Origin of the sequence: Halalkalibacillus halophilus DSM 18494 (assembly GCF_000423105.1) — a bacterium.
GTDB classification, from domain to species: Bacteria; Bacillota; Bacilli; order Bacillales; family Alkalibacillaceae; genus Halalkalibacillus; species Halalkalibacillus halophilus.
Genome location: NZ_AUHI01000004.1, coordinates 91,837 through 105,135 on the forward strand (window position 1 = coordinate 91,837; position 13,299 = coordinate 105,135).

A 13,299-nucleotide genomic window follows, 5' to 3' on the forward strand; every position below is an offset into this window, starting at 1 on the left:
AAAACATATAGAAGAATAAGTAAAAAGTAGGTGTTGTTAATGGGGGTAAATGTTCAAGATATCTTGTCACTTCCAACGCTTGAAGGGGCGATAGTCCATGCTGGGGAGGATCAAGTACATGAAAGCGATGTGGAATGGGCTTCTGTCATGGAAGCACCAGTAGAAAACTTTTACCGGAAGCATGAAATTATATTAACGACTGGTGCTGGTTGTCACCAACAAAGTAAATCATTTGAAGGCTTTGTTCAAGATATTATTGACTCTGGAGCTTCTGCATTAGTAGTTGCTACGGGTCAATATATATTGAATATTTCCGACCAAGTAAAGGAAATGGCGCGTGATCAGCAATTTATCATATTAGAAATTTCTGGTAACATTCGTTTTTCTCATATTATTCATGACATATTAGCGAAGGTAAATCAATTTAATGATGAGAAAAGAGCTCAATCAGAGGCATTGCGACAACACCTCACGAACGAAGTACTAAACGGCGGCTCACTACAAGAGCTTGTAAAGATTTTATATGATGCAATAAAAATCCCAATTGCAATTAGCGATTCCAGGCAACAAGTAAGGGCGAACTATGATTTTGATGACACCATTATTGATGCATTAAATGGGTTTAACGATTTAGAAATTGAAAAAATAACTGATAAATCATTAATCGTTTCAGACCATCCACTTTATCACCATGTGAATAAATATAAAATTAATAATTCAACATGCTATGAGTTAGTCATTTATTCAAACGGAAAAAAACAAGGATACCTACTCTTTATGCCTTCAGAGACTGGGTTACTAGACTGGTTTACAATGCACGCATTAGAACATGGACTAACGGCCTTTGCACTATTTTTCTTAACAGAAAATGCTGTGGAATTAACAGAAATAAGATTAAAAGATAATTTTGTTTTATCTCTTGCAAAAGACGTTACCAACTTAGATGGAAAGTGGTTATCTAAAGGAGAACTTTTGGGATATGACTTATCCTTAGCCTATGTATGTATTGTAGGAGATTTTCAGAAAGGTGGAGGACGTGACGAATTCGAAAGGACAGAAGATCAGTCGAATCAATCTTCCCTTCACAGTTTAAATTACTATGTACAAAAGGAAATTACTAATGCAAGTCACCATCTAAATAGAAAGACATTATCAAGCTTTGATGGCGGTGAAATTATAGTCTTTTTAGAAGTAGATGAAGGAAGTTACCGTGACACAGTTAATCATTTTTTGGATATGGTGGAAAGAAGAATTCATGCTCAATTATCCACTTTTGATTTTGCTTGGGGAATTGGCTTTGCAAAACAAGGGTTTAATAGCTTTTACGATAGTTATCACCAAGCGAGAACAGCATTAAATATTAAAACGGAGCAACACGGTTTTGGTGCAAGAACATTTTTTGAAGCAACTCGAATCAATCGATTGCTCATGCAACTTAATCAGCATGAAGAGATCAATGAATTGGTATCAGAAACTGTCACTCCATTAGTGAATTACGATTTTAAACGACAAACAAATCTTATGGAAACCTTTATGACATATCAACAATTTAAAGGAAATGTCAGTCAAACGGCAAGGGCCTTAAACTTGCATAGGCAATCATTACTTTATCGGCTCAGAAATATCGAAAATCTTACCAATTTAACATTAGTGAATGCGGATGACTCCTTTTTATTAGAATTAAGTGTCCGTCTGTATAAACTTCAGCGTATCGAATAATAACATAATAACTAGAACCTTCTCGAATGATAGGAAATGGTTTAAAAATTGTACAGTGTAATAGTTTGAATATTCATACACTTTGTACATTACACCTGTAAGCGTTTCCAAATATAATAGTATGAACAGATATATAATTATTCTGTTTTATCTGAGAGGGGGTTGTTTTGTGTTTATGTTCGATATTGAAGAGTATCAGAAACGTTTAGAAGCGACCAAGAAAAGCATGGCTAACAAAGGAATTGATGTTTTATTTATCACCGACCCAGCTAACATTAACTATTTATCTGGCTATGATGCTTGGTCTTTTTATGTACACCAAGCATTAATAGTAATTATTGATGAAGCCCAACCGATATGGATCGGTCGTTTAATGGACGCTAGTGGTGCAAAAGCTACAACATGGATGTATGATGAAAATATCATTTCTTACTCTGATTACTATGTTCACTCAACAGAATTCCATCCAATGGAGTTTATGGCAGAAATCTTGAACGAAATTGGGCAAGGTAGAAGAAGTATAGGTGTAGAAATGGATCAATATTATTTCTCAGCAAAAGCATTTTTAACACTTCAAAAAAAGTTACCTTTCGCAAGTTTCATTGATGCTACCTCTTTAGTTAATTGGATCAGGATAATTAAGTCGGATCAGGAAATTGAGTTTATGAAACGGGCGGGAATTATTGCTGAAAATGCGATGCACGCTGGTGTAAATGCTATTCACACTGCTTCACGTGAATGTGATGCTGCAGCTGCAATATATTATGAACTAATTCATGGGACAGAAGAATTCGGCGGAGATTATCCTTCTATCGTTCCTATGTTACCAACAGGCGAAAAAACGAACGCACCGCACTTAACATGGTCAGATAGTAATTTCAAAGATGGCAATGCAGTAATTATCGAATTAGCGGGGTGTTACCGAAGATACCATGTGCCACTGGCAAGAACAGTGTCTATTGGGCAACCTAGCCAACGTCTCGATCGCTTATCAGAGATCGTGAAGGAAGGTATAGAAGAAGTAATGGAAGTAGTGAAACCGGGTGCTTATTTAGAAGATCTAGAAGCGAAATGGAGAGAATCCACAAGTAAGTATGGGATCGAAAAGGAATCGCGACTTGGTTATTCGATAGGGTTAAATTATCCTCCTGACTGGGGAGAGCATTCAGCAAGCATCAGAAAAGGTGATCATACAGTACTAGAAGAAAACATGACATTTCATTTTATTCCAGGATTATGGTTTGATCACGACGGAATAGAAACAAGTGAATCATTTTATGTAACAAAAACAGGGGCAAAATCTTTTACAAACTTATCTAGAGAATTGATTGTTCAAAGCCCTTACCAACTGCCTGATCAATCGAAGGGAATTATAAGTTAGATATGTTCAGAAGACTTGGCATACGCCAAGTCTTCCTATCGATAAAATAATGAATTTGATAGAGGAGGTTATGATCATGTCAGATCACAAACTAGGTACTAAAGCATTATGGGCCGGAGAAGCAGAGCAACTCAGGTATGGAGCTACACAAGTCCCTGTAGTTCACAGTGTTTCATATAATTATGATGATTTAGAAGAATGGTATCAAGTAGCTACCGGGCAAAAAGAAGGTCATATTTATGGCAGAAATACGAACCCAACTACTCAAGCTTTTGAAGACAAGGTGGCAGCATTAGAAGGTGCAGAAGCTGCGACCAGTTTTTCTTCAGGGATGGCGGCAATATCCAATACACTTTATACGTTTTTAAAACCAGGAGATAAAGTGGTTAGCATAAAGGACACGTATGGTGGAACAAATAAAATATTTACTGAGTTTCTTCCAAGAATTAACGTAGACGTAGTGTTTTGTGAAACCGAAGACCATGATGAGTTAGAGAAGGAAGTGCTAAAAGGTTGTCAAGTTGTTTACATTGAAACCCCGACTAACCCAACACTTAAAATTATAGACATTGAAAGAATGGTTAAAGCTGCGAGAAAAGTCGATGCATTAGTTATTATTGATGGAACATTTGCCTCACCAGTAAATCAAACTCCTTTAGATTTAGGGGTCGATTTAGTACTTCACAGTGCAACGAAGTTTTTAGGTGGCCATTCCGATGCATTAGGAGGGGTTGTTTGTGGAGATAAAGAATTAATCGAGCAGGTTTATCATTATCGTGAAATCAATGGAGCTACTTTAAATCCAATGGGAGCCTATTTGTTACTACGGGGCATGAAGACTTTACACTTACGTATAGAGCGTCAAAATGAAAATGCTATGCGAGTAGCACAATATTTGAAGACATTAGATTTAGTCGAAGATGTTTATTACCCTGGCCTTGAAGACCATCCAGGGCATGATATTGCGAAAAGACAGATGAGGGGGTTCGGTGGAGTTTTAAGTTTTGCTGTAAAAGGTGGATTGGAAACACTTCATTATTTGCTTCCTCAAATGAAATTAGCAAAAAGAGCTGCTAGTCTTGGTTGTGTGCAAACAATCATAGGGCCACCTGGAACAACAAGTCACGTGGAATGTACACCAGAAGAACGTGCAGCAATGGGAATACCTGAAGGACTAGTGAGGTATTCAGCTGGTATTGAAGATGTTGATGATCTCATTGAAGACTTGGATCAAGCATTCAAAAGCTTACCTGAAGAAATATATCAAAAAGCATAAAATTTGAATTATTGCCTTACCATTTTTTACTGATTATATTTTGATTTTTTACAGCCATCCTATTAGGTGAAAAGGATGGAGGTATTATATGAGTAAAAGTAAATGGATGATAGCAATGCTTATTTGTTTATTTGTTTTATCAGCTTGTCAAATGGATCCTGAAGGTAGTGGTGATACGGATCCAAATGTGGAAAGAATCGGCTTTGGTGGAGAACCACGTGACGTGGAACAGAATGAAGAGGGATCAAGTGAAGGATACTTTTCTGAAAGAGATGGTTCTGGCTTATTTGATGATTATAGTGAAGGTAACCGAGATCGCCAAAACCAAGTTCCTAATATCTTAGAACGTGATGAGCGACAAAGTAATAATGACAATGAGGAATCTGAAGATGAATCTGAACAAGAGACACCTGGAACTAATGATCCTGCAATGCAAGGAGATCAGAGTGTAATTGAAGAAGTCGTACGATTGACAAACGAGGAACGTCAAAATAATGGGTTATCTGAGTTACAACTTGACCCGAAATTATCAAGTGTCGCTCAACGTAAGTCTGTTGATATGGCAGACAACAATTATTTTAGTCATACTTCGCCAACGTATGGTTCTCCATTTGATATGTTGGAGCAGTACGATGTTTCATATACAACAGCGGCTGAAAATATCGCTGCAGGACAACAATCAGCGGAATCAGTGGTTCGAAATTGGATGAACAGTGAAGGTCATAGAGCTAATATTCTAAATGGGAATATGACTCATATCGGAGTAGGGTATGAAGATAGCGGAAGTATGAACCCGTATTGGACGCAAATGTTTATTGCAAGATAGACAAAAAGAGCTAATCATTTATTGAAAATGGTTAGCTCTCTTTCAATTATTATTCTTTTACCAAGAATTTTTTCTCCGTTTCAGGAGTTGGAAGCATACATGCATCTTGTTTTCCAAACCAGTCGGTACGCTTGTAGGCGACATATTCATACATACGATCTCTAATAGGCTTTGGAATAATAAAGAGAAACTTTAAATAACTCCACGGTTTGGGGAGGTATTTGCAAATAATCAAAGCTGCACTAGATTTTGTGTACCATTTATTATTATCAATGACCACAATCGAATCTTCCTTAGTTGAAATTCCGACTTTCTCTTGCAACCTTTGACTAAAATGACTTTGTAAAGGAGCAAAACGTAATTCATCATTCATATCTTTGCGGATTAAAAATTGGACAATCCCGTTACATAAATTACAGACCCCATCAAATAGAATTATTTTCCTCATTTCAAACACCTCCTCTACCAGAGTCGTTCTTCTTTACGCGTGATCTTCATTGTAAAAGGCGATAGTAAGATTAAAAAAGCAATCATAATAGCTCCAATTGCAAAAATAGTAACAAAAGGTAAATCAATCGCATTCAAAAATATAATTAAAACCACTGCGCCAAGTGTGATGTACATTGATTTTCTTCTGCTATCAGCTGTATAATAATGCGTTTCTTTGCAATTAGGACACGGATACCCTATTCGAGTTTTCCAACTGAACGGTAGTGATTCTTTATAACTAAATGTATAATTGCAATTTTCACAAACAAACATCAGTCTCACATCCTTTGTTCCTTCTAACTATATGCTATCATAAGAGGTAATAATTTATCTATAAATTGTCGTTATACTCGCGTGAAAGGGGTGCATAGTAAATGAGTCATTCCATTTTAGTTGTAGAAGATGAAAAGAAAATAGCCCGTGTACTGGAACTAGAATTAACATATGAAGGTTATGAGGTAACTAAAGCCTTGACTGGTTATGATGCATTAGAACAATTCCGAATGAAAAAATGGGATTTAATTTTATTAGATATCATGCTTCCTGAAATGAGCGGGGTTGAATTGCTTAGAAGACTTCGTAAGGATGATCAAGCAACTCCTGTCCTTATGTTAACAGCAAAAGATGAAATAGAAGATAAGGTTACTGGACTTGATTTAGGTGCGAATGATTATATAACAAAACCTTTTGAAATAGAAGAATTATTAGCTAGGATTCGAGCAGCTTTAAGACAACGATCTGATCAGGAAGAAGAATTGACAGACGTTCTTTCTTTTAATGAGCTGACCTTAAATGAGTCCACTAGAGAAGTGTGTCGAGGGGAACGTTTTATAGAACTAACCCCAAGGGAATTTGATTTGTTAGTTTATTTAATGATCAATAATCGTCAAGTATTAACCCGGGAACAAATCTTAGACACGGTGTGGGGCTTTGATTACGTCGGGGATACAAATGTGGTGGATGTATATATAAGATATTTAAGAAAGAAAGTTGACCAAGAAAATGAACCTGTTCTTATTCATACGGTTCGTGGCGTTGGTTATGTAATGAAAGAATCAAATGAAGCTAAGAAATAAAATCTTTGCTTATTCCACACTTTTATTTATTACGGTTATTAGTTTATTAGCAATCATCATCTATATTACGTTTTCACAAATTACTTATGATCGCGAGGTAGATCGTTTAGAGTCTGAAGCGGAGAGTATTATGGAAACGATCATTGAAGCAAATGATTCCACCTCTGTTGATCAACTATTACGAGCGGTAGTTCCTTCTAGCGGAATGGTTCGTATTATAGATGAAAACGGCGAAACGATTCGTACAGTAGCTGCTGGTGAGCAATCACAATTAAGAGAGATTGGTATTCCTACTTTTGAAACAGGTCAATCTGTACAATTATCTCAACAAGGTATAGAGCTTGCTGTTATACAACGACCGGTTATATGGGTTGATGGTTCTGTCGTACAAGTTCAAGTTGTAGAGAATTTACAAGCAGTGGATGATAATCTAAATACACTTCAACTCGTTCTATTTATCGTAGTATTCATCTCATTAATTCCAATTATTATATCAGGTAAAATATTATCAGATCTTATTGTAAGACCTATCAAATCATTTATTCAGACTATGGAAGAAAGTAGACAACAGAATACCTTTAAACATATTCCACTTCAAAAGAAATCAAATGATGAAATGTACACATTAGGAAAAACGTATAACGAACTGATGGACTTATTAAAAGATAACTATGATAAACAAGAAGCTTTTGTTTCAAATGCTTCACACGAACTCCGTACACCTATTACAATCATTGAAAGCTATGCAAACTTAATAAAAAGAAGAGGGTTAGAACGACCTGAGGTAATCGAAGAGGCTGTAGAAGCAATACATTCAGAGTCCTTAAGAATGAAAGACCTCACAGAACAACTTCTATTATTAGCTAAGCGAGATCAAGATTGGAATTTACAAATAGAGAATATCTCTTTAACAATGGTGGTTCAAGAAATAAGTAAAAATATTGAAAATGCTTATAATAGAAAGATAAATGTAGCTTATGAAGAAAATGTAGAAGTAGTAAGTGACGAAAAGAAATTAAAACAATTACTTTATATCTTTTTTGACAATGCGTGTAAATACAGCGAAAAAGAAATTGATGTTTACCTTAATAGTGTTAACCAACCCCAATTAACTATTATTGATTATGGGATTGGAATTCCAGAAGACGCACAAAAGAAAATCTTTGACCGGTTTTATCGTGTAGATGAAGCGAGGAATAGAGAAAGTGGTGGAGTTGGTTTAGGATTATCTCTAGCACAAGAAATAGCGGAGGCACTTCATGTAGAAATTAAAATCGATAGTCAAGAAGGAATTGGCACGAAGGTGACATTGACTTTTGAAATTGGAGAATAATGAATTTTTCTCAGTAAATTTTAATCTCTATAACTTATACTGAAGAAAATACCCAGAAAAGTTAGGTGATCATGTGAAAAAGGAAAGACTTATATGGATGCTAGGTGGAGCATTGTTATCAGTGGTAGCCTTTTTCATTATCCAGCAGTTCGTGTTTGGCAATTCAAGTGCAGAGCCGCTTACAGAGCAAGAGGCGGAAGAGTTTGTTTTGAGCCAATATGAGGGTGATGTATTGGAGATGAATGAGGAAGATAGAATGTATTTTGTTGAGCTGCAAACTAGCTCGGGACTATATTTAGTAGAAGTAGATAAAATGAATCGAAAAGTAAGGTCCATCCATCAAGTGGAACAGAACGAAACAGAAGAAGAAGAAGTAGAATCTGACGAGGTAACGGAAGAACAAATAGATGAAGCGGAAGATACTGATTCTAACCAGGATGAACAGGAACAAGAAAGTAACGATTCTTCATCAGAAAGCAACGAGATGGAAGATGAAAATGAAGAGGTTGAGGTTTTAACAGAAGAGGAAGTAAGAGAGTTAATTGTAGATCGTTATGATGGAGACATTACTTCAATCGAATTTACGGAGGGAGATAATCCCATTTACGAAGTAGAGATAGAAAAAGAGGCTGAAAATGTGTTTCTTGTCCTTCATGCAGAAACAGGAGATGTGATTTCTGAGAATCGACAAGAGGTATTAACTGATACAATGATTACTCGCGAATATGCTATAGAACTTGCTTTGGAAGAATTTTATGGAGAAGTGGAAGATGTTGAATTGGAAGAAATAAATGGAACATTGTTTTACATTATCGAAATTGACAACGATGAACAAGACCTGGAAGCAGATATCCAAATAAACGCTTATACTGGGGAAGTCGAGTCAATTCTTTGGGATGATTAATAGAAGTCTGAGAAGATTTATAAGCTGATGCTTGTAGATCTTTTCTTTTTCTCATCGAATTCTAATCTGATGTTAGTTGATTTCTCATCTGGAAAGGATAAATTGTAGTTAACAATTATTTTAATAAAGGAGAATTTCCTATGAAGAAATCTATAATGTTAGGCACACTGGCAAGCACCGTTGCAATAGGCGGGACAATTGGCGCTTCTGCAATGAGCAGTGACCAACAAACAAACCCCCAAAATAAAAATGCTGTTTTCGCAAAAGATCTAGATACAGAGATGGATAAAAAAGTGACAATGGATACAAATAAAATGTTAGGGTTTGATGAATTACAAGAGATCGTTCACGGTCAAGTTCAAGGATCGATTGATGAAATAGAGTTGGATGAGGAGGATGGTATCGTATATTTCGAAGTGGAAGTTAAGGATGGTTCAGTGAAACATGAAATCTATGTAGACGCATACTCAGGAAAAGTATTGAATTTCACTAAAAAAAATGAAGATCAATCATCTACAACTACCAACGATGATACTGACAATAAAACCGAATTTAAGGTAGAAAAAAAGTCAGAGCAATCTTCTTCAGAAAATGAAGATGAAAAAAATAAAAATACGAAACAAAAAGAAAGTACCGATCCACATAGCATTATCTCAAAAGACGAAGCAATAGAAACCGCTAAACAATATGGGGATGGAATCATTGATGATGTGGAACTGGATCGAGACGAAGGTCGGTATGAATACGAAGTGGAGATAGAAGGTAATGATTTAGAGGTTGAAGTTAAATTAGATGCGCACACAGGTGAAGTCCTGGATGTAGAATATGATGACTAATGAAACCATAGAGTTAGAGTTGTAATCAGGTGCTATACAAGAAAACTTCGAGCTATTCCAAAACATACTTGGAATGAGTTCGAAGTTTTTATTTAGTACGGTTATAATTATTGCAGACTAATAAACAATTTTATTTAAAAAGTTTCCTGAGAGCTTTGCCAGTGGCTCTTCCTGCGACACGTCTTCCTACACGCTTTCCTACTCTGCCTTTTTTGACCGCATCAACGTCATTCCATATCCTAAGGAATCGGTAAATGCTAGACTTTATGCTCATACGATCACTCCTTTTATAAGTAAAGTATATATGATAATGCAAGAGTTGAAAATATATTGCTTAGAAGTGAGCTTTGCAATAGGCGACAAGTTTGTTAATATATAACTACAAGAAAAGTATAATACAAAAGTCCACAAGGGGAGCCAAAAGGCTGAGATTGAACAATTGTTCTTAACCCTTCGAACCTGTTAGTTAGTACTAGCGTAGGGATGTGGCTTTATCGATGGTGCAATGCTGGGATTCCATGATAGAGCCTCCCGTGTATTGCTTTTTTTGTGTTTTAAAACAAAAAGGGGAGGAATACAGCATGCACAAAAGAACTTTAATGATCGTAGAAATAGCTGTCTTCGCAACACTGGCATTTTTACTTGATACTATACCAGGACTACAATTTACTATTTGGCCTCAAGGTGGCTCTGTATCATTTGCGATGATTCCTATTTTTATTATCGCATTTAGATGGGGAATGAAAGCTGGAATAATTAGTGGTTTATTGTTTGGGTTCATGAATATGCTTTTTGGTGGGTATATTGTCGATTGGTTCCAAGCATTTCTAGACTACATCCTAGCCTTTGCGGTATTAGGGCTTGCAGGAATCTTTTCTGCGCCACTATGGGATGCAGTTCGTAAAGCAAACCGCGAAAAAATTATCTCTTATGTGATCGCGGGTGTCTTCTTAGGAACTGCTCTAAGATTTGCTTCTCACTTTACAGGAGGAATCATCTTCTTTGGATATTTAGCTCCCGAGGGGCAATCTGTTTGGATGTATTCCCTAATTTACAATTCAACATACTTAGTTCCAGGGTTTATATTGTCAGCAGTGATTCTCATTATTATCTTAATTACAAGACCAAAACTGTTATTTAAAGAAATTTAAAATATCCCTCCTCTACCCAGCTAGAGGAGGGATATTTTTTTATAAGTATTTAATTTTAGAATAATCCTACTAAAATCCTAGACGATCTATCCGATAAGTAATATATATCGAAATATTAAACTATTTAGTCAAAAGGGGTGTTCAATTGAAGAAAGTAAGACGGTTTTTCACAAAAAGTATCCAGCGTCAATTCCTTATACCAATGATTGCTTTAATTGTTTTAACAGGAGCGGTTATAACTGGAACTAGTTACTGGATTGCGATGAATCAAAATTATGATAATAGTAGTGAAAATGTTGCAAGCCAGATGCAGGCATTAGACGGTTCATTTGATGCGGTATTTTCGAATGTAGAACATAATATTTATCGCGTATCTGAAAGTTCATTATTTAATAACTACGAATTCATGGAAGATGAAGTACATAGCAGATTTCGAGAATTGCAGTTTAGTAGCCCTTATTACTTAAATGTTTTCTTTGGATCAGAAAATGGAGACATGCTTTTATATCCACGTACTAGTTTACCCGATGACTATGATCCGCGTGATCGTGCTTGGTATGAAGCCGCAGTAGAAAATGAAGGAGAAACTATTTGGACGGAACCTTATGTAGACGCAGCTACTGGTGAAGTGGTTGTTACTGCGGGCCGTGCGAGTACAAATGGCAGCCAAATTGAGGGAGTTTTCGCAATTGATTTGACCGTAGACATGTTATTAGACTTGGCTAACGAGATAACAATTGGTGAGTCAGGATATGTAACAGTAGTAAGCCCTGAAGGTAACTATTTAACCCACCCAAATGAGGAACTCCATTTTGAGTCAGCTGAAAATAGCTCTTATTTTTCCTCTCTAATGGGCCAAGATTCTGGCTCCATTAATGAAGATGTGAACGGGGAAGAACAGATGATTACTTTTGTAACCAATGAAGAAGCTGGATGGAAGCTGGTTGGTTCCATGCCGGTACAGGAATTAAGAAGTCAAGGCATTCAAATCGTACTGCCAATCGTAATCGTACTTGGTGGTGTGATTATAGTTGCATTTTTAATTGCATTAGTTGTTACTAGAAGACTTACAAAACCTATTCAAAACCTACAAGAAAATATGGGTAAAGCAGGCGAAGGAGATCTTACTGTCAACCCGGCACTTGATCGAGAAGATGAGATAGGAAAGTTAAGCGTTTCTTTTCAAACAATGCTCAATAATGTTCGTTCTTTAATAGAAAATATAAATAAATCCTCAGAATCAGTAAGTGATTCAGCGCAAAATGTTGTTGCGAACGCTGAAGAAAATAGTGCAGCAGCTCAAGAAGTATCACATACAGTTCAACAAATTGCTGCAGGTGCCAGTAATCAAGCTGAATTGGTAGAAGGTAATCATAATCATATGGGTGAGTTGAACAATCAGATTAACGATGTTGTCTCCCAAAGTGAAACGATTCAAACAAATTCAAATCAGCTAATTGAAAGGTCTAAAAATGCAATGGAGGCAGTTGAGAAGCTTAGAAATCACTCTAAGGAAACAAACCAGATGGCATCTGAAATGCGTGTAGCGATCGATTCTCTGCAAGAAAGATCTAGTAATATACATCAGGTTGTAAACACCATTTCTGATATTGCTGGTCAAACTAATCTCCTTGCGTTAAACGCTGCAATTGAAGCTGCAAGGGCTGGAGAGTCTGGAAAAGGATTTGCTGTAGTTGCTGATGAAGTTAGGAAACTAGCTGAGCAGACAGAGCAGTCTTTAGAAAATGTTTCTACAATGGTAGATAGTATGCAAGAACAAACGGATACAATAGCTGTTCTAGTAACGAAGACAGATACTATCGTTACTGAACAAAGTGATGTAGTAGATTCTACTGAAGGAGCGTTTAAGCAGACCTATGAAACAGTAAATGAAAACAATGCTGCGATTGAAGAAATAATTCATTCGATGCGATCAATGGTTACAAAGAAAGATGAATTGAGTCATAGTATGGAAGAAATCAGCTCCGTTACAGAGCAGACAGCTGCTGGGACAGAGGAAGTAACTGCATCTATAGAAGAGATGAGTTCCTCGATGGAACAGTTGAACCAATTAGCCGAAGACTTAGAGACAGTGTCAGGCAATTTACAAAATGAAATGAAAAAATTTAATACGTAAGTATAGAAGTAGTATCTGTTTAAAGCAACATAATAAGATTAGAGGGTAATGTCATCCACACGTGACATTACCCTCTAATTCTTTTTTAAGATATCTATTTCCCGCGAAGAGCTGGACGCTCAAGTGTCGGCGTTGGTTACAGGACGTGACCGAATGTAGCCGACCAGGAGT

The 13,299-nt window shown here is 36.4% G+C and carries 12 protein-coding genes and 1 riboswitch; of the genes, 10 read left to right on the top strand and 2 right to left on the bottom strand.

Going from position 1 to position 13,299, the window contains the following annotated elements; translation table 11 throughout:
• The first annotated feature begins 39 nt into the window (after positions 1–39).
• The 4 genes from G532_RS0100475 to G532_RS15535 all read left to right on the top strand — a co-directional run bounded on the left by G532_RS0100475 (position 40) and on the right by G532_RS15535 (position 5,202).
• Entirely contained in the window at positions 40–1,719 is a 1,680-nt protein-coding gene (locus G532_RS0100475) for a PucR family transcriptional regulator (protein ID WP_027963004.1), read from the top strand.
• Positions 1,720–1,894: 175 nt separating this feature from the next.
• Positions 1,895–3,100 carry a M24 family metallopeptidase gene (locus tag G532_RS0100480; RefSeq protein ID WP_035512387.1) on the top strand — a complete coding sequence of 402 codons (1,206 nt, stop codon included), beginning with the start codon at positions 1,895–1,897 and terminating at the stop codon, positions 3,098–3,100.
• A gap of 76 nt (positions 3,101–3,176) precedes the next feature.
• Positions 3,177–4,376, top strand: coding sequence for a cystathionine gamma-synthase family protein (locus G532_RS0100485; protein WP_035512337.1), 1,200 nt, complete (start codon positions 3,177–3,179; stop codon positions 4,374–4,376).
• Positions 4,377–4,464: 88 nt separating this feature from the next.
• Complete coding sequence (locus G532_RS15535) at positions 4,465–5,202, top strand: CAP domain-containing protein (protein WP_027963007.1); 738 nt, start codon at positions 4,465–4,467, stop codon at positions 5,200–5,202.
• A gap of 49 nt (positions 5,203–5,251) precedes the next feature.
• On the opposite strand, the gene G532_RS0100495 is transcribed toward G532_RS15535, so the two are convergent.
• On the bottom strand, positions 5,252–5,650 hold the full coding sequence (locus G532_RS0100495) for a thiol-disulfide oxidoreductase DCC family protein (RefSeq protein ID WP_027963008.1): 399 nt from the start codon (positions 5,648–5,650) through the stop codon (positions 5,252–5,254).
• A gap of 14 nt (positions 5,651–5,664) precedes the next feature.
• Complete coding sequence (locus G532_RS15735; RefSeq protein ID WP_084500450.1) at positions 5,665–5,964, bottom strand: TIGR04104 family putative zinc finger protein; 300 nt, start codon at positions 5,962–5,964, stop codon at positions 5,665–5,667.
• Positions 5,965–6,065: 101 nt separating this feature from the next.
• Here G532_RS15735 and G532_RS0100505 point away from each other — a divergent pair, with 101 nt between their 5' ends.
• The 6 genes from G532_RS0100505 to G532_RS0100535 all read left to right on the top strand — a co-directional run bounded on the left by G532_RS0100505 (position 6,066) and on the right by G532_RS0100535 (position 13,128).
• Positions 6,066–6,767: a response regulator transcription factor gene (locus G532_RS0100505; RefSeq protein ID WP_027963009.1), complete on the top strand. Its 702-nt coding sequence runs from the start codon at positions 6,066–6,068 to the stop codon at positions 6,765–6,767.
• Positions 6,751–8,100, top strand: coding sequence for a sensor histidine kinase (locus G532_RS0100510; RefSeq protein WP_027963010.1), 1,350 nt, complete (start codon positions 6,751–6,753; stop codon positions 8,098–8,100). The genes G532_RS0100505 and G532_RS0100510 overlap by 17 nt, the downstream gene beginning before the upstream one ends.
• Before the next feature lie 73 nt (positions 8,101–8,173).
• Positions 8,174–9,004 (top strand): PepSY domain-containing protein, encoded by an 831-nt coding sequence (locus G532_RS15540; protein WP_156882502.1) that lies wholly within the window; start codon positions 8,174–8,176, stop codon positions 9,002–9,004.
• Between the two features lie 140 nt (positions 9,005–9,144).
• The gene (locus G532_RS15545; protein ID WP_027963012.1) at positions 9,145–9,840 is read left to right on the top strand and encodes a PepSY domain-containing protein; all 696 of its coding nucleotides are present in this window, start codon (positions 9,145–9,147) and stop codon (positions 9,838–9,840) included.
• A gap of 400 nt (positions 9,841–10,240) precedes the next feature.
• Positions 10,241–10,341: riboswitch (TPP riboswitch) on the top strand.
• An 80-nt stretch (positions 10,342–10,421) separates the two neighbouring features.
• Positions 10,422–10,991 carry an energy-coupled thiamine transporter ThiT gene (gene thiT / locus G532_RS0100530; protein ID WP_027963013.1) on the top strand — a complete coding sequence of 190 codons (570 nt, stop codon included), beginning with the start codon at positions 10,422–10,424 and terminating at the stop codon, positions 10,989–10,991.
• A 145-nt stretch (positions 10,992–11,136) separates the two neighbouring features.
• Complete coding sequence (locus G532_RS0100535; RefSeq protein ID WP_027963014.1) at positions 11,137–13,128, top strand: methyl-accepting chemotaxis protein; 1,992 nt, start codon at positions 11,137–11,139, stop codon at positions 13,126–13,128.
• The last annotated feature ends 171 nt before the right edge of the window (positions 13,129–13,299 follow it).

Bases quoted from the DNA above. Each gene is read 5' to 3' on its own strand.
- G532_RS0100475 (WP_027963004.1), top strand. From the start codon at position 40: ATGGGGGTAAATGTTCAAGATATCTTGTCACTTCCAACGCTTGAAGGG.
- G532_RS0100480 (WP_035512387.1), top strand. From the start codon at position 1,895: ATGTTCGATATTGAAGAGTATCAGAAACGTTTAGAAGCGACCAAGAAA.
- G532_RS0100485 (WP_035512337.1), top strand. From the start codon at position 3,177: ATGTCAGATCACAAACTAGGTACTAAAGCATTATGGGCCGGAGAAGCA.
- G532_RS15535 (WP_027963007.1), top strand. From the start codon at position 4,465: ATGAGTAAAAGTAAATGGATGATAGCAATGCTTATTTGTTTATTTGTT.
- G532_RS0100495 (WP_027963008.1), bottom strand. From the start codon at position 5,650: ATGAGGAAAATAATTCTATTTGATGGGGTCTGTAATTTATGTAACGGG.
- G532_RS15735 (WP_084500450.1), bottom strand. From the start codon at position 5,964: ATGTTTGTTTGTGAAAATTGCAATTATACATTTAGTTATAAAGAATCA.
- G532_RS0100505 (WP_027963009.1), top strand. From the start codon at position 6,066: ATGAGTCATTCCATTTTAGTTGTAGAAGATGAAAAGAAAATAGCCCGT.
- G532_RS0100510 (WP_027963010.1), top strand. From the start codon at position 6,751: ATGAAGCTAAGAAATAAAATCTTTGCTTATTCCACACTTTTATTTATT.
- G532_RS15545 (WP_027963012.1), top strand. From the start codon at position 9,145: ATGAAGAAATCTATAATGTTAGGCACACTGGCAAGCACCGTTGCAATA.
- thiT (WP_027963013.1), top strand. From the start codon at position 10,422: ATGCACAAAAGAACTTTAATGATCGTAGAAATAGCTGTCTTCGCAACA.